The sequence below is a fragment of the Acetobacterium tundrae genome, from assembly GCF_008086615.1.
Taxonomy (GTDB): domain Bacteria; phylum Bacillota; class Clostridia; order Eubacteriales; family Eubacteriaceae; genus Acetobacterium; species Acetobacterium tundrae.
Genome location: NZ_RXYB01000001.1, coordinates 1 through 15,696 on the forward strand (window position 1 = coordinate 1; position 15,696 = coordinate 15,696).

The 15,696-nt window shown below is 39.1% G+C and carries 14 protein-coding genes and 1 pseudogene; 10 read left to right on the plus strand and 5 right to left on the minus strand.

Annotation, left to right across the window (positions count from 1 at the left end; all coding sequences use genetic code 11):
- Positions 1 to 191, plus strand: a pseudogene (locus tag FZC40_RS00005) (transposase); the annotation flags it as partial.
- 160 nt (positions 192 to 351) lie between these two features.
- Here the strand turns inward: FZC40_RS00005 and FZC40_RS00010 are convergent.
- Positions 352 to 1,707, minus strand: coding sequence for a radical SAM/SPASM domain-containing protein (locus tag FZC40_RS00010; protein ID WP_148601901.1), 1,356 nt, complete (start codon positions 1,705 to 1,707; stop codon positions 352 to 354).
- Positions 1,708 to 1,925: 218 nt separating this feature from the next.
- Here FZC40_RS00010 and FZC40_RS00015 point away from each other — a divergent pair, with 218 nt between their 5' ends.
- On the plus strand, positions 1,926 to 2,969 hold the full coding sequence (locus FZC40_RS00015) for a hypothetical protein (RefSeq protein WP_148601902.1): 1,044 nt from the start codon (positions 1,926 to 1,928) through the stop codon (positions 2,967 to 2,969).
- A gap of 22 nt (positions 2,970 to 2,991) precedes the next feature.
- On the opposite strand, the gene FZC40_RS00020 is transcribed toward FZC40_RS00015, so the two are convergent.
- Complete coding sequence (locus FZC40_RS00020) at positions 2,992 to 3,555, minus strand: TetR/AcrR family transcriptional regulator C-terminal domain-containing protein (protein WP_148601903.1); 564 nt, start codon at positions 3,553 to 3,555, stop codon at positions 2,992 to 2,994.
- A 256-nt stretch (positions 3,556 to 3,811) separates the two neighbouring features.
- On the opposite strand from FZC40_RS00020, the gene galE reads away from it, so the two are divergent.
- Positions 3,812 to 4,801: a UDP-glucose 4-epimerase GalE gene (gene galE / locus FZC40_RS00025; RefSeq protein ID WP_148601904.1), complete on the plus strand. Its 990-nt coding sequence runs from the start codon at positions 3,812 to 3,814 to the stop codon at positions 4,799 to 4,801.
- Positions 4,802 to 4,822: 21 nt separating this feature from the next.
- Positions 4,823 to 5,206, plus strand: coding sequence for an arsenite efflux transporter metallochaperone ArsD (gene arsD / locus FZC40_RS00030; RefSeq protein ID WP_148601905.1), 384 nt, complete (start codon positions 4,823 to 4,825; stop codon positions 5,204 to 5,206).
- Between the two features lie 196 nt (positions 5,207 to 5,402).
- On the opposite strand, the gene FZC40_RS00035 is transcribed toward arsD, so the two are convergent.
- Genes FZC40_RS00035 through coaBC form a run of 3 tightly spaced genes read right to left on the minus strand, consistent with a single transcriptional unit; the run spans position 5,403 to position 7,856 of the window.
- A complete protein-coding gene (locus tag FZC40_RS00035; RefSeq protein WP_148601906.1) occupies positions 5,403 to 5,888 on the minus strand; it encodes a threonine/serine exporter family protein in 486 nt (161 codons plus the stop codon).
- A gap of 4 nt (positions 5,889 to 5,892) precedes the next feature.
- On the minus strand, positions 5,893 to 6,657 hold the full coding sequence (locus FZC40_RS00040) for a threonine/serine exporter family protein (protein ID WP_148601907.1): 765 nt from the start codon (positions 6,655 to 6,657) through the stop codon (positions 5,893 to 5,895).
- A complete protein-coding gene (coaBC, locus tag FZC40_RS00045) occupies positions 6,657 to 7,856 on the minus strand; it encodes a bifunctional phosphopantothenoylcysteine decarboxylase/phosphopantothenate--cysteine ligase CoaBC (RefSeq protein ID WP_148601908.1) in 1,200 nt (399 codons plus the stop codon). The genes FZC40_RS00040 and coaBC overlap by 1 nt, the downstream gene beginning before the upstream one ends.
- A 182-nt stretch (positions 7,857 to 8,038) precedes the next feature.
- On the opposite strand from coaBC, the gene FZC40_RS00050 reads away from it, so the two are divergent.
- The 6 genes from FZC40_RS00050 (at position 8,039) to FZC40_RS00075 (ending at position 15,684) form a co-directional block, all read left to right on the plus strand.
- Positions 8,039 to 8,668 (plus strand): ECF transporter S component, encoded by a 630-nt coding sequence (locus FZC40_RS00050; RefSeq protein ID WP_148601909.1) that lies wholly within the window; start codon positions 8,039 to 8,041, stop codon positions 8,666 to 8,668.
- Between the two features lie 233 nt (positions 8,669 to 8,901).
- The gene (locus FZC40_RS00055) at positions 8,902 to 10,764 is read left to right on the plus strand and encodes a bifunctional metallophosphatase/5'-nucleotidase (protein ID WP_186843628.1); all 1,863 of its coding nucleotides are present in this window, start codon (positions 8,902 to 8,904) and stop codon (positions 10,762 to 10,764) included.
- Between the two features lie 100 nt (positions 10,765 to 10,864).
- On the plus strand, positions 10,865 to 11,287 hold the full coding sequence (locus FZC40_RS00060; protein WP_243135592.1) for a nucleoside deaminase: 423 nt from the start codon (positions 10,865 to 10,867) through the stop codon (positions 11,285 to 11,287).
- A gap of 14 nt (positions 11,288 to 11,301) precedes the next feature.
- Positions 11,302 to 12,438: a DUF362 domain-containing protein gene (locus FZC40_RS00065; RefSeq protein ID WP_148601912.1), complete on the plus strand. Its 1,137-nt coding sequence runs from the start codon at positions 11,302 to 11,304 to the stop codon at positions 12,436 to 12,438.
- 602 nt (positions 12,439 to 13,040) lie between these two features.
- On the plus strand, positions 13,041 to 14,033 hold the full coding sequence (ilvC, locus tag FZC40_RS00070; RefSeq protein ID WP_148601913.1) for a ketol-acid reductoisomerase: 993 nt from the start codon (positions 13,041 to 13,043) through the stop codon (positions 14,031 to 14,033).
- Positions 14,034 to 14,142: 109 nt separating this feature from the next.
- Positions 14,143 to 15,684: a 2-isopropylmalate synthase gene (locus tag FZC40_RS00075; protein ID WP_148601914.1), complete on the plus strand. Its 1,542-nt coding sequence runs from the start codon at positions 14,143 to 14,145 to the stop codon at positions 15,682 to 15,684.
- Positions 15,685 to 15,696 lie beyond the last annotated feature (12 nt).

Sequence of the window (15,696 nt, forward strand, 5' to 3'; positions counted from 1 at the left end):
AAGAAATCCGGCACACAATCGGACGCAAAGAAGAATACCAACTGCGTAAAGAAACCATCGAACGAGTCTTTGGCACGGCCAAGGAACATCACGGGATGCGCTATACACAGTATGTCGGGAAGGCCCGAGTTGCCATGCAGATCGGGCTAACTTTGGCATGTCTGAATATGAAAAAACTGGCAAATCTGCTGTACCGGAAACGAATCCGTTTTGTAGTACCTTCACGTTTTTTCCTATTTTTTCATTTTCCGGCAGCAATATAAAAACCCGATCACAGCTTTGTTTACTTGTAATCGGGTTTGTCTTCGCTCTGAGGAACCCCACAGGGGTTCCTTTTAGTTTGTTTATTTATTATATTTGGGGATGAGAGCCTTTCCACAGGTTTTCAGCAACCGGAGCCCAATTATCGGCTGCTTTTTTACATTTTGATGATAGTTCAACGACATTTTCAGGATTTTGAAAATCGGTTGATTTTGCTTTGGAAGATTCTATCATTTTTGTCAATTCACCGGGATTATCCAGCAGCGGGCAAGGACGCAAATGGTTTTCATTAAAAGGCTGATGTTGATGATATTCCATAAATAGAGGTGATTGATAAGCTTCTAATAGGGTTTTATCATAAATGCTGGAATCAGAGTAATGAATAAAAGCACAAGGTTCAATATCACCATTGGCATTGATATGAAGGTAGTTTCTTCCACCGGCGATACAGCCTTTTACATATTCTCCGTCATTCCAGAAGTCCATGGTGAAAATTTCTTTTGTTTCCCTGAATTTTCGAATTTGATGATACATAAATTCCCGTTGTGATGAAGATGCCATTAGTTCTGGAACGGCATCCAAACCAACTGGCATATAGGTGAAGAACCAGGCAAATTTTGCGCCTTTTTCAATCATGTCATCGATGTATTCTTCACTACCAATAATTTCTGCATTTTTATTGGTGTAACAGCAGGAAATACCGAATGGTAGTTTTTTCCTTTTTAATATTTCCATTGCCTGAATGATTTTTTGATAGGTGCCTTTTCCTCTTCTAAAATCAGTTTCTTCTTCAAAACCTTCAATACTAATTGCTGGTACAAAATTTTTTACGCGAAGCATTTCATCGGCAAAATCTTCATCAATGAGGGTTGCATTGGTAAAAGAAAGAAATTCACAGTCTGGATGAGCTTCACAGAGTCTGATAATATCCTTTTTTCGTACGAGTGGTTCACCGCCGGAATAAATATACATATAAGTTCCTACTTTTTTACCCTGATTTATGATATCATCAAGAATTTCGTAACTCATATTTAATTTATTACCATATTCAGCTGCCCAGCAACCGATACAGGAAAGATTACAGGCAGAAGTTGGATCCATTAAGATTGCCCATGGTATATTGCAATGGTATTTTTCTTTAGCTTTTTCCTGCCGTCCACATCCAATTAATGCAGTATTTACAATAAAATTATTAAAAAATGTTTTACGGACTTCAACATCAATATCAGTCCAGAGACTTTTTATTAATTGGTACCAATTACCAGCAGGATCATCTAAAATATTACGAAATACCCTTCTTTGAGAAACAAATAGATCATTGACATCAAATCGGTCTACCCAGTCCATCAGTTTGGGAAGATTTTTATCAGGATCTTCTCCGAGATAATCGAATACTTTTTTTCCAGCGAAAGACTTTACATTTTCCTTTATCGTTTTGTCAGCCATTTTTGCGAATCCTTTCAAAGTTTTATTTAAGTTTATAAGCTTAGCTTCATTTTAATAATGAGTTTGATTTTTGTCATTGGACAAAAGGAAAAATTTGAGTAAATTTGTTACAATATAATAAAATGTTACCTTTTGGGACATTAATAAAAAATTGTCCCTATTACAAAAAAATGAAAAGATATATAGTTGAAACAGAAAAAGATCAAGGAGGACTATTTTTGGAAAAGGCAGATATTACCAAAACAATCGTTGAATTAACCGTTGATAAAGTGCTAATTGACATGGAGACAGATGTAGAACGTAGTATCCGGAACATAGTTGATCTAGGGCAAAATTTTTCAAATGGTCGGTTCCAAAAATATTTTTTTGAGATTGCTCAGAAAATGCTTGAAAATGAAGAAAGTCCATATTATCAACATGCAAAAAATATTATTACTAAAGTAAATCATGAGACATTAAAAACATTTGGTATCAATCTTGGTTATAATGGTTGTACGAATGGTGCTAAACAAATTAGAGAAAATGAGAAGAAATATCGCTTTAATATACCTTGGACAATTGCTTTTTCAATGAAGAGTCCGCAAAATAAAATAACAGAATATGAGATTGAAAAAGTAATTTCACAAGGTGAAAAATTAGGGATTTATGTGTATCTGATTTTCTGTCCAACCAGTAAAATACAACAGGCAGTCTATTTACTGAAAAAATTTCCAGATTGTGCATTTGTGATTTTTTTAGAAGGGGAGTTTATAAAAACACAAATTGTTGAAGAATTATATAAATATCATAATTTTATGATTTCAATATTATCTGAATCCAAAGAATTTTTAAAAATGGCAGGCTTCCTAACAGAAAATGGTTTTTTGTATGCCGTTCATTCCTTTTATAATGATAATAAATTTGCAGAGATTATAACGGGAGACTGGATTAAACGTGCGTTACGGACATCGAGCACCTTTGCATTTTTAATTAAAGAAAAGTTATGTAGTTTTGAGGTAAAAAAAGAAGTCAGAAATTATGTATTGAGGGTCCGTGAAAAACAGCAATATCCTATTTTCTTAATGGAGTTTACTTCCGATATAAGTTATATCAATCAGATTATTTCAGAAGATAGCCATTCCATTGGATTCAATTCAAATGGACAGCTTTACACATCAGCGGGAGAAATAGATGGAAAAAATAATAATCTGCTTAAAAGCAGCTTACGGGAAATTTTAAAGAAAAATATGCCAATTAATGTATCTGGGAAATCGCTTTTATAGGTTTAAAGCGGTTCCCTGGATTTTATATGGTGGTTAGATTATCTTCATTCATATCATATACAATTTTTTTGGCTAGGCCTCCGAGAGATGTTTTTAATAAATTAATAAAATCATCTGGCGGACGACAAGGGGTTTCTTTTAGCCATCTTTCAATGGCAACAATAAAAGCGTCAGTGAAAAATATTGTGAAAAACTCTGGATTTTCATCGGTGGTCAGTATTTCTTTTAAATAATTAAGAACAAATGGATGTAAAATATCTCTAAAGTAGTCCTGAAAAGAATTTTGACCACTTACCTGGAATGCATTGATATAAAAAACTCGATTTTTATAAAAGTATCGGCAAATATCATCCAGAAAAGCCCAACCATCCTTATAGAACTGAGTTTGTATGGTTTCAATAAATTCGGTATAATAAATCCAGTTAACCAAATCATATTTATCTTTAAAATGATAGTAAAAACTTTTTCGGTTCAGATCACACATATCGCAAATATGACCGACATTGATTTTATTGAAGGGCATTTTTTCCATCAACGCTTTCATTGCCATCGCTAGAGCTTTTTTGGTAATAATTGAATCTGACACTCTTCACATCTCCTTGCATTTACAGATAAAAGCGAGTATTGAATAATCTGATGGGAATTGCAACATTGTTTGGATGCTTTTTTTTCAATTATAATACATTTTATTATAATATACAATAAAAGTTAATTTAAAAAAATTAAAGTCGAATGAAAGTAATAATAATATTTTTTTAGAACTATTAGATGTCAGGGTCTGGTGAGCGGATGGTAAACGTGTTACAATATAAAAGTTAGTTAGATCTTAAAAAGGAGTTCAAATGAAAGTATTAGTATGCGGAGGTGCTGGTTATATTGGCTCTCATATTGTCAGGGAACTTTTGAATAAAAATTATGAAGTGGTTGTTTTAGATAATTTTTCAACTGGACATATCGAGTCAGTTCCCAAAGCGGTGATAATTGAAACAGGAGACATTCGGGATAAAAATTTTTTAAAAGAAGTGTTTCAAAAGCATCAGTTTGATTGCGTCATGCATTTTTGTGCCAATTCCCAGGTCGGCGAATCCATGGAACGGCCCATAAAATATTATAACAATAATGTCTACGGAACACTGTGTCTTTTAGAAACTATGGTAGAATTCAAAGTGAAAAATTTTATTTTTTCTTCTACAGCGGCAGTATATGGGGAACCGGAGGAGTTGCCAATTACCGAAGCAACAACAAAAAAACCCACAAATACCTATGGTGAGACAAAATTAGCAGTTGAAAAAATGTTGAAATGGATTGGCGAAGCACATGGATTGAGTTATATGATTTTTCGATATTTTAATGCTTCTGGTGCTTACCCCTCTGGTGAAATTGGAGAGGATCACACGCCTGAGAGTCATTTGATTCCATTGATATTACAGACGGCCTTGGGACAGCGGGAAAAAATATCTATCTTTGGTGATAATTACAAAACATTCGACGGAACGTGCGTTCGAGATTACATTCATGTGACGGACATCGCAACTGCCCATATTTTGGGAATGGAAAAATTGTTTCGGGGTGGTCAAAGTGATGTGTTTAATTTGGGCAATGGCAATGGCTTTTCGGTGAAAGAAGTGATTGAACGGGCAAAAAGTATTACCGGAAAAGAATTTGAAGTAGAAATGGCTGGTCGGCGACCTGGTGATCCGGCGGTGCTCATTGCGTCTTCACAAAAAGCTCAAAGTCAGTTAGGGTGGACGCCCACATATTCTGATCTAGATACCATCATAAAAACGGCATGGGAATGGCATCGAATCCATCCTCAGGGTTATGAAAAATAAAGAATTAAAAGGAGAATTGAAATGAGTAAAGTAGAAATATTTGAACCAGCAATGTGTTGTTCAACGGGAGTCTGTGGACCGGGTGTGGATCCGGAATTATTGCGAATCGCGACGTTTATCAGCGAGCTGGAAGGAATGGGCAAAAAAATTGTGAGATATAATCTTTCAAGTGCGCCGGAGGTTTTTGTTCAAAATATAAAAGTAAATGATGCTTTAATCAACGTCGGGATGGGAGCGCTTCCGATCACTGTGGTGGATGATGAAATAAAAAAAATGGGAGACTATCCAGCAAATTCAGATCTTGCCACTTGGGCCGGAATGACCAGAGAAGATATTATTGAGATGATTAAGAAATCACAAAGTTCATCAGGATGTGAAGGCTGTGGCGGCGGGAATTGCTGCTGATTTAACAAGAAATTAATTTAGTCAGTTCAGACTCCTGACAAATTTAATTTGGTTTTGGCTACTTTTAGTTCAACAGGGGCGATCATCGATCGCCCCTGTTTTATGTGCTGAAATATACTAAATGTAAATCCTGCTTTATTGAGGTGATTTATAGAAATTTACCGACAAACTCAAACGGCTGTGATGCCGGTCGCTTTTATTCAGATTCATTTAAATCCTGTTTGGATTGTTTTCTTATTGAAAGTCTTCTTCGAATCATTATCTTTCGAGTCAGCGTGACCAAAGAGGAAACCAGGATAATGCCCACTGCCATGGCACCTGAGATAAGAAGGGTATGGATGCCGGTTGAAACGCCAAGGTCCGTTTCGCCATTGATAAAATACAACATGGTATAGTACATGCCACCGCCTGGAACGAGGGGAATCAAGGCGACAGCCAGATAAATTGTGGTGGGTGAACTGGTCGCCCGGGCCATGATTTCGGCGTAGAGAGAGATGGCGATAGCAGCAAGCATATATAGGATAACATCATTGCCGATGATTAATTGAAAGAGTGCAAAGGTTAATTGACCGACAAAACCGCCAAGTGCGGAAAAAAGAAGTTTGTTCTTTTTGATGTTGAATACAACGGCAAAAGCAAAAGATGCACCAAAAGCGTAAAGACACGGTAAAAAATAAGTCATTGGATCATCCTCCCCAGAAAGGTCTTAGCAGACTAAGCGGTACAGCAACGCCTGCGGCAATAGAGGCGGCAATAAGCAGTGCTTCGATACCTTTTGTCAAGCCGGCCAGATAATCTCCGGCAATAATATCCCGGATTGCATTGGTGATGACAAGTCCGGGAACAAGCGTCATGATCGATCCGATGATGATGGTATTCATATGAGTGGTCAATCCCAGACCGGCCGCAGTGACTGCAACGGTGGCGGCAATAAAGCCACCAACCATATTAATAAAAAAGTTGTTTGTCTCCAGTCGACTCATAATATCCATCAACAGTTTGGTGCCGATTCCGATAATAAAACCGATGCAGCTGTCTTTAAAACTCCCGCCAAAAAACAAAGTGAACATTTGTGAAATAAAGGCAAAAGCTAAAACTTGCAGAAGGTAAGGATAAGAAGGCGCGTTGTTAATATGCTTAATTTCCAGGAGCAGTTCATCATAAGAAATGGCCTCGTAACAAATTTGCCGTGATAAATGATTCATTTCATCAACCTTTGTTAAATCCGTTACGCGGGTATGAATACGTCGGGTTAGGGTAAGGGTTTCAATATCATCCATCGTGATTGAGATAATAATCGTTGTCGGAACACAAAAAATTTCAGCTTCTCGTGCGCCTAAAGCAATGCAGATACGGTGCATCGACTCCTCAACTCGGTAGGTTTCGGCACCGTTTGAAAGTAAAATAACACCCATTTCCATGGCAATATGACTGAGTTGTGAAATGGTCATTACAGTTCATCTATAATCGCATCAAGAACGCGATGAGCCACATCATCTTTTGATAAGAGCGGAAGTTCTTCTGCTCTATCCGGGGTTATAATCGTGACCCGGTTGGTGGATGTATTAAAACCGGCGCCTTTTTCTTTGAGGTTATTGGCAACCATCATATTGACATTCTTATGTTCAAGCTTTTCCGTGGTGTTTTCAATCATATTTTCGGTTTCCATTGAAAAACCGCAGATAAATTGATCAGACCGTTTTTTTTCACCGATCGTTTTTAAAATATCAATGGTGGAAGTTAACTGTATTTCGGGAAGACCAGCTCGCTTTTTCAGTTTTTCGTCAGAATAGGTTTTGGGCTTGAAATCAGCGACGGCAGCAGATTTAATGACGATGTCGGTTGCTTCAAAATGATCCATCACTTCTGCACACATTTCACTGGCGGAAAATACGGAGACGAGATTAACGAAAGCAGGTGGAACAAGAGCTGTTTTTCCACTTATCAAGGTTACCGCCGCGCCGCGAAGCATAGCCGCGGTTGCCAAAGCATAACCCATTTTACCACTGGAGTGGTTGGTGATATACCGAACCGGATCAATCGCTTCGCAGGTGGGTCCAGCGGTAATCAATATATTTTTACCCGAAAGATCTTTACGATAGGCAATTTCACGGAGAATATGAGCAACCAGCAAATCTTCTTTGGGAAGTTTTCCAGTCCCAAAATCTTTACAGGCAAGAATGCCAACGGCGGGATCAATGATTTGATAACCAAATTCCTTTAGTTGTGATAAATTATTCTGGAGAATGGGGTTTTCGTACATGGCCGTGTTCATGGCCGGAGCAATAAGTTTTGGACACCGACAAGCCATAATGGTGGTCGTCAGCATATCATCGGCGATACCATTGGCGATTTTACCGATGATATTGGCAGTGGCAGGTGCGACCATAAAGAGATCGGCCTTTTTTGCCAAACTAACATGGGCAATATCATAACTTATATTGCGGTCAAATGTATCGACAATGCATTTGTTCCCGGTCAAACTTTCAAAAACAAGAGGTGAAATGAATTCTTGTGCATTTTTTGTCATAATGACTTGCACATCACAGTCCATTTTTGCAAGACTGCTGGCGACATTAGCCATTTTATAGGCAGCAATACTTCCAGTAATACCAAGTACCACCGTTTTATTCTTCAATAGTTTTTTCATCTGGATTCCTTTTTGAACTTTATTTGCGACAGTCCCGTTTTTATTTGAATTTTACTCATCTATTATATCAAAGATAAGGGATAAGAGTAAACACAAGTTTTCCTTGAATTTTAATTAAAAAGAAGTTAAAATATAGTTGCATTGTATCCGGCATGACTGGAACGATAGCGGGAGGTAATCAAATGAAAAACGTAAAGACCAACGATTTGGTCAAAGTATCCTTTTTTGTAGCGATCATTGTTCTTTTGGCCGCAACACCGTTTCTGGGGTATATCCCCCTGGGGTTCACGCGGGCGACCATTATCCACATCCCGGTTATTATCGGTAGTATTCTTCTGGGACCATTTTATGGTGCTTTTCTGGGATTTGTCTTTGGCTTGACGAGTTTAATTAATAATACGTTTAATCCGACGGTCACATCTTTCGTATTTACTCCATTTTATTCCATTGGAACCAGTTCCGGAAATTTCTGGAGTTTAGTTATTTGTTTCGTACCCAGAATATTAGTGGGGGTTGTTCCTTATTATCTTTACAAAGGGATGAAAAAAATTAAAAATAATGATGTGTTGGCACTGAGTGTTGCCGGAGTGGGCGGATCACTCACGAATACCCTATTAGTTATGAATGGCATCTATTTGTTTTTTGGCCAAAGCTATGCCCAGGCTAAGAATGTAGGCTTTTCAACGCTCTATGGAGTAATCTTAACAGTCATTGGAATCAATGGAGTTCCGGAAGCGATCGTGGCAGGTATTTTAACCACCGCTATCGGTAAGGTTTTATTAAAATACACAAATCGGGCGGTATTGTCATAAACTGAAAATAATTAGGTTCGAAAAAATATTTGCTCAAAATATAGTACGAAAATTTAAAACAAACTGTCTTCTGGTTAAAATCGGGAGGCAGTTTTTTATTTGATTTAAGGTTGGTTGACAAGCGGAATCCCAAAGGGTATTTCTGATACTTAAAGCTTTTCAAAAAGTCGAAAAAAATATATAATGAACATCAAGATATGAGAATGTAAAAAATGAAACATCAAGGAGAGAAGATGAGAAATTGCAAACAGGTTTTTAGTCTATTGCTGATGATTTTAACGGTTTTCGGACTGTGGGGATCAACCGTTTTCGGAGCGACTGTAAATAATGATGAAACGATTACGCTAAAGATCATCCATACCAATGATACCCATGCCCGGTATGATTACAGCGCCGATAAAACCATTGGGTATGCCAAGCTTAAAACCATCATCAATCAGGAGAGTCCGGATTTGACCGTGGATGCCGGAGATACCTTTCATGGACTATCCTTTGCGACGATTGAAAAAGGGGGAAGCATTGCGGAAATCATGGCGGCTGTCGGATTTGACGCCATGGCGCCGGGAAATCACGACTTCAATTATGGAAGCGCCAGGCTTTTAGAACTTGGAGCAATGGCAAATACAAAAATATTAGGCGCCAATGTGCGTTATACCGATTCCGGAGAGCCGTTTTTCAATGATTCATATCTGATAAAAGAAATAAATGTCAACGGAGAAATCATAAAAATCGGGGTATTCGGCTTGATCAGTCCTGATATTTATTCTGATACGGCTCCCAGTAATGTTGAAGGCCTAACCTTCGGAACTGAGGAATCGATTATTGAAACGGCCAAGACTTCCGTTGTGGCTCTGAAGGCTCAGGGTTGTGATGTGATTGTGGCACTGACCCATATGGGCGATTCTAATAATGGCGAATTGATGCGAAGTGAAGTTGTTGCTCAGGAAGTCCCCGGAATTGATGTCATTGTGGATGGACATACTCACGATGTTGAGAATTCGGAAGTCAACGGAACCTTAATCGTTCAAACCGGTTGCTATTCCAGTGCGGTTGGTGAAGTTGAGATCACCTTAAAAGAGCATGATCTTGAAGAAGCAGCGGTTAGTGGAGCTGAAGGTGATAAGGACCAGATTTCAGGACAAGCGGAAATTCCAGCGAATGACACTGAAGGCATAGCGACACAGGTGGATGAACCGTCATATACGGTCGAAAATAAAACCGAATCGCTGATTACGGCAAGCCAGGCAACGGATGAGCTCATTCCCGCAGATCCAACAGTAGCCAATCTGATTGCGACAATCGAAGCCCGGGAAGATCCGATAAAAAATGAAGTCATTGGAAATTCGCCGGTAAAACTTGGCGGAAACAACGGGAATATCTGGGAAGATGTCCGTTTGGGAGAAGTGAACTTGGGACGCGCCCTTGCTGATAGTTATCTTTTTGGAACCGGCGCTGATGTTGCCATTGAAAATGCCGGCGGAATAAGAGCTGAAATAGCGGCAGGCGATATTACCAAAGGCCAGGTCATTGATGTCCTTCCTTTTGGCAACTATTTAGTGACTAAAAAAGTTTCCGGCGCCGATATCTTAAATATGATGGAGACCAGTATCGAAATTGGTGTCAACAATCAAATTGCGATGGATAAAAATGACAACTCTTGGCCGGGTAATAGTGGCAGTTATTTGCAATGGGGGGGCATTAAAGCCCAATATGATCTTAGTAAATCAAAAGGAAATCGCGTTTTTTCAGCAAAAATCGGCGGCGTGGATTTAGATCCCAATCAAATGTATTCCATCGCCTGCAATAACTATTTAGCAACCAGCAGCGATTATCCAGAATTAGCAACAGCCAGCATCCTTAATGAATATTCGGCATGTGATGAAGTATTTACGACATATTTACAGGAAGCCGGAAGCGAACGCTTTTTAGCAGCAGTTAACAATTTAAACATTACCGCTGGAACAATGCCAGAATCGGTATCAGATCCTCAGCCGATTGCAACTGCCCAGAAACAGTCTTCAAATAATCCTAAAACAGGTTATGGTGAAGGGGATTGGTTTAGAGCATTATTGGGAGTGCTTTGTTTTTCAAGTTGAAGATGATTGGCAAATTGAGTCAATGCGTTTGACCGATCATACAAATGATAGAGGAGGTGCTAAAATCTCTAAACATAAAACATTTCAGGATTATATGGCGATGGCAATCGAGATTGCTCAGACCGGGGCAGAAAAAGGAGAGGTGCCCATCGGTGCAGTTTTAGTATACAAAGGAAAAATTATTGCAAAGGCCCATAACCAAAAAGAAACGCGGCCAGATCCAACTGCCCATGCAGAAATGCTGGTTATCCGGGCCGGGGCAGAAAAACTAAAACGCTGGCGTTTAAATGACTGTCAATTGTATGTAACAGCGGAGCCCTGTGTCATGTGCATGGGTGCGATTATACAAGCAAGAATACCAATGCTTGTGTATGGCGCCACTGAAAAAAAATTCGGCGGGGTTGAGTCCACAGCACGTTTAGGACAACATCCCATGCTGCCAGGAAAAATGGAAATATATGCCGGTATTTGTGAAAAACAGTGCGAAGATTTATTAAAAGATTTTTTCAAAAAAAAACGATAAGAGGAGGAACACACATGAATCAAAAATCAAAAGTTTACTTTACAACATTTCGAACGACTGGGGCAAACAATATTTTGCAAAAACTGAAAAACCTTGTATCGGAGGCAGGATTAGCAACGATTGATTTCGAAAATAAATTTGCCGCCATTAAAATCCATTTGGGCGAACCGGGAAATCTCGCTTACTTAAGACCAAATTACGCCAAGGTAATTGTTGATATGATTAAAGAAGCCGGCGGAAACCCATTTTTAACCGATTGTAATACCCTCTATGTCGGTCGTCGAAAGAACGCTTTGGAACACCTGGACGCCGCCTATGAAAACGGCTATAATCCGTTTGTGACCGGTTGCCATGTGATAATTGCAGATGGGTTAAAGGGAACAGATGATATCGAGGTACCGGTAGAGGACGGAGATTATGTTGAAAATGCGAAAATCGGTCGGGCCATTATGGATGCGGATATCATCATTTCCATGACTCACTTTAAGGGGCATGAAGATACCGGTTTTGGAGGAACTCTGAAAAATATTGGAATGGGTTCGGGATCTCGTCGTGGAAAGATGGAAATGCATTCGTCCAGCAAACCTTATGTTAAAGAAAAAAAATGTCGCAGTTGCGAGATGTGTTCAAAAATCTGTGCAATGAAGGCAATATCATATGGCGGTGATGAAGGTAAAGCAAGTATCAATCCTGATCTTTGTGTTGGCTGTGGACGTTGTGTGGGTATTTGTCCCTTTGATGCAATTTCACCGAAATTCGATGAAAGCAGGGAGATACTCACTAAAAAAATCGCCGAATACACCAAGGCCGTTGTCGCTGGCCGCCCGCAGTTTCATATTAGTTTTGTAATGGACGTTTCACCTAACTGTGATTGTCATGTTGAAAATGATTTGCCAATTATTCAGGATGTTGGTATTTTTGCATCCATTGATCCTGTTGCGCTGGATGTTGCATGTGCTGATGCCTGTAATAAAGCTCCGATTATCAGTGGCAGCTATTTAGATGAGCAGATTCATCAACAGCATGTGAGTGATTCGAGGGAAGAAGACTGTTTTGCCTTGACCCATCCGGGAACTGACTGGAAAATATGCATCGACCATGCAGTTAAATTAGGATTGGGAAGCAAAGAATACGAAATTATAGAAGTTTAAAACTAGAAATCGATATCATGATTTCTTTCCTATTTAGTGATTGACAAAGATAATAGAAATAGATATAATGACAAAAAGATAAGCAAAGTAAACAAATAAAACAACGGCGATGACCAAGAGAAAGATACCAAATATTGTTTTTAAGAGAGTTGGAGACTGGTGTAATTCCAATAATTCAATGGTATGTAATACTCGCTTGCGAGCTGCCAACCTGAAAATTTACCAAATTAGTAGGGAAGGCCGTAATCCGTTTTGGAAAGTCAGCGTTAAATGACTATGGTTAGGTTCGCGCTATGCGTTCAGACCAGAAGAGGGAATAGTTGTGAGGCTATTTCATACTTAGAGTGGTACCGTGGATAATATATCCGCCTCTGTTATAACAGAGGTGGATTTTTTGACGTTTCATCCAAATCTTTGATTTGGCAAATGAAACTAATGCATGAGGTTGTGGCCCCCTTAAAGGCCACAACTTTCGTAGACGTTTCATCCAAATCTATGTACTATTTTTAAGCCAATCATGGTATCCGTTGTATATAATAATCACTTAAAAAGTGGATTTATATAAATTAAGAAAGATTAAAAATTTAGGAGGAAATTAACAAATGGCAAAAATGTTTTATGATGTGGATTGTAATCTTGGATTATTAGATGGAAAAACTGTTGCGATAATTGGATATGGAAGTCAGGGACATGCACATGCGCAGAATTTAAAAGATTCTGGGGTAAATGTCGTGGTCGGTCTTTACAAAGGTAGCAAGTCCTGGCCAAAAGCAGAAGCTGATGGGTTAAAAGTCCTGACATCAGAAGAAGCTGCTAAAGTTGCAGATATCATTATGATTCTTCTTCCCGATGAAAAACAAGCCAGTATTTACAAAGAGAGTATTTTACCAAACCTTGAAGCAGGAAATTATCTTGCCTTTGCTCATGGTTTCAACATTCATTATGGACAAATCAAACCACCAGCAGATGTCAATGTATTTATGATTGCACCAAAAGGACCAGGTCATACAGTAAGAAGTCAATATCAAGAAGGCAAAGGGGTGCCAAACCTAATTGCGGTGCAGCAAGATCCCGATGGAAATACCCATGATATCGGTTTAGCTTATGCTTCAGGAATCGGCGGAGGCCGTGCCGGTATCCTGGAAACAACCTTTAAAGAAGAAACAGAAACTGATCTATTCGGGGAACAAGCCGTTCTTTGCGGTGGGGTAACGGCCTTAATGAAAGCTGGCTTTGATACATTAGTTGAAGCTGGATACCAACCTGAAAGTGCTTACTTTGAATGTGTTCACGAAATGAAATTAATCGTTGATTTAATCAATAGCGGCGGATTTAGCTTCATGCGTTATTCGATCAGTGATACGGCTGAATATGGCGACTATATCACTGGAGATAAGATCATTACAGCTGAAACTAAAAAAGCGATGAAGGGTGTTTTAAACGATATTCAAGATGGTACATTTGCCCGCAACTGGCTGCTTGAAAACCAGGTCGGTCGCCCTTATTTCAATGCAAAACGTCGAATCGGAAGCGAAACTCAGGTCGAAAAAGTTGGCGCAGATTTAAGAACGATGATGTCCTGGATCAAAAAATAACTCAGACCGATTAAATTTATAATTTTTCACATGATCAGGGCAGAAGACCTTCTGCCCTTTTTTAAAACATAAAATAAATCATTATTTTTAAATAATAGGAGGAGATGCAATGAGCAGAACAATTAAAATATTTGATACCACCCTTCGGGATGGGGAACAATCGCCAGGCTGTAGCATGAACTTAAAAGAAAAATTAGAGATGGCAAAACAACTCGAACGTCTTAATGTTGATATCATAGAAGCGGGTTTTGCCATTGCTTCTCCCGGTGATTTTGAATCCGTAAAACTGGTTGCCAAAGAAATAAGAGATGTCACAATTGCAAGTTTAGCAAGAAGCACAGAAAAAGACATTATGACAGCTCACGAAGCACTAAAAGGAGCTGCCAACCCGAGACTTCATTATTTCCTGGCAACGTCAGATATACACATGAAGTATAAGCTGCGAATGTCTCCAGAGGAAGTATTAGCACAGGCCATCGCAATGGCACGGTTTGCCAGAAATATTTTTGGTGAGATTGAATTTTCAGCAGAGGATGCCTCCCGGACTCGTCCGGATTTTTTGTATCGAATACTGGAAGGCGTAATTAATGAAGGCGTGACAATTGTTAATGTCCCTGATACAGTGGGTTATGCAACTCCTGAGGAACATTTTAAGTTTATTGAAGGTATTCGAAACAATGTGCCGAACATCGATAAAGCGACAATTTCAGTCCATGTCCATAATGACTTGGGTTTGGGTGTCGCAAATACGTTAGCGGCAGTCCAGGCAGGCGCCGGACAGGCTGAATGTACGGTGAATGGGATTGGCGAACGGGCAGGAAACGCAGCGTTGGAAGAAATCGTCATGGCTTTAAAAACGCGTAAAGATATTTACCAGGTCGAAACAAACATTAAAACGACTGAGATTTATCGCTCCAGTCGATTGTTAACCAAATTAACTGGAGTAAAAGTTCAACCCAATAAAGCGATTGTCGGAGAAAATGCTTTTGCTCATGAAGCCGGAATTCATCAACATGGTATGATGGCCAATAAGGAAACTTATGAAATTATGACGCCAGAATCGATTGGATTAAAAGAAACAAAAATGGTCTTAGGCAAGCATTCCGGAAAGCATGCTTTTGTCGAAAAACTGGATTCTTTGGGATACAGCAATTTTACATCTGAAGAAGTGATCGAGCTTTTTGAACAGTTTAAAGTTTTAGCGGATAAGAAAAAAGATATTTCGGATAAAGATATCTTAGCCTTAGTGGAACAAAAACAGTTGGCTATTCCAGAAGTCTATTCCCTTGATCGTTTCATTATCAGTACCGGAAATACTATTTCAACAGCTGCAACCATTCGATTAAGAAAAAATGGCAACTTAATAGAAGGGGTGTCTTTGGCAGATGGCCCCATCAGTGCTGGATTTAAAGCCATCAGCGAATTGGTGGAGTATGAGCTAACATTAATTGATTATGGTGTTGAGGCGGTTACCGATGGTACCGATGCTCAGGGCGAAGCGCATGTAAAAATATCTGACGGTACCCATGTTTATCATGGCCGGGGTTTAAGCACGGATATTATTGATGCCAGTTTAAAAGCTTATGTCGATGCAGTCAATCAAATGCTGTATATTAAAGAAACCGAAGATCAAAATCGTTCAAATGCCTGATAAAGGAGGATT

What these genes read in the sequence shown, in the direction of transcription:
- FZC40_RS00010 (WP_148601901.1), bottom strand. Translation starts at nt 1,707, where the DNA reads ATGGCTGACAAAACGATAAAGGAAAATGTAAAGTCTTTCGCTGGAAAA.
- galE (WP_148601904.1), top strand. Translation starts at nt 3,812, where the DNA reads ATGAAAGTATTAGTATGCGGAGGTGCTGGTTATATTGGCTCTCATATT.
- arsD (WP_148601905.1), top strand. Translation starts at nt 4,823, where the DNA reads ATGAGTAAAGTAGAAATATTTGAACCAGCAATGTGTTGTTCAACGGGA.
- FZC40_RS00035 (WP_148601906.1), bottom strand. Translation starts at nt 5,888, where the DNA reads ATGACTTATTTTTTACCGTGTCTTTACGCTTTTGGTGCATCTTTTGCT.
- FZC40_RS00040 (WP_148601907.1), bottom strand. Translation starts at nt 6,657, where the DNA reads ATGACCATTTCACAACTCAGTCATATTGCCATGGAAATGGGTGTTATT.
- coaBC (WP_148601908.1), bottom strand. Translation starts at nt 7,856, where the DNA reads ATGAAAAAACTATTGAAGAATAAAACGGTGGTACTTGGTATTACTGGA.
- FZC40_RS00050 (WP_148601909.1), top strand. Translation starts at nt 8,039, where the DNA reads ATGAAAAACGTAAAGACCAACGATTTGGTCAAAGTATCCTTTTTTGTA.
- FZC40_RS00055 (WP_186843628.1), top strand. Translation starts at nt 8,902, where the DNA reads ATGAGAAATTGCAAACAGGTTTTTAGTCTATTGCTGATGATTTTAACG.
- FZC40_RS00060 (WP_243135592.1), top strand. Translation starts at nt 10,865, where the DNA reads ATGGCAATCGAGATTGCTCAGACCGGGGCAGAAAAAGGAGAGGTGCCC.
- FZC40_RS00065 (WP_148601912.1), top strand. Translation starts at nt 11,302, where the DNA reads ATGAATCAAAAATCAAAAGTTTACTTTACAACATTTCGAACGACTGGG.
- ilvC (WP_148601913.1), top strand. Translation starts at nt 13,041, where the DNA reads ATGGCAAAAATGTTTTATGATGTGGATTGTAATCTTGGATTATTAGAT.
- FZC40_RS00075 (WP_148601914.1), top strand. Translation starts at nt 14,143, where the DNA reads ATGAGCAGAACAATTAAAATATTTGATACCACCCTTCGGGATGGGGAA.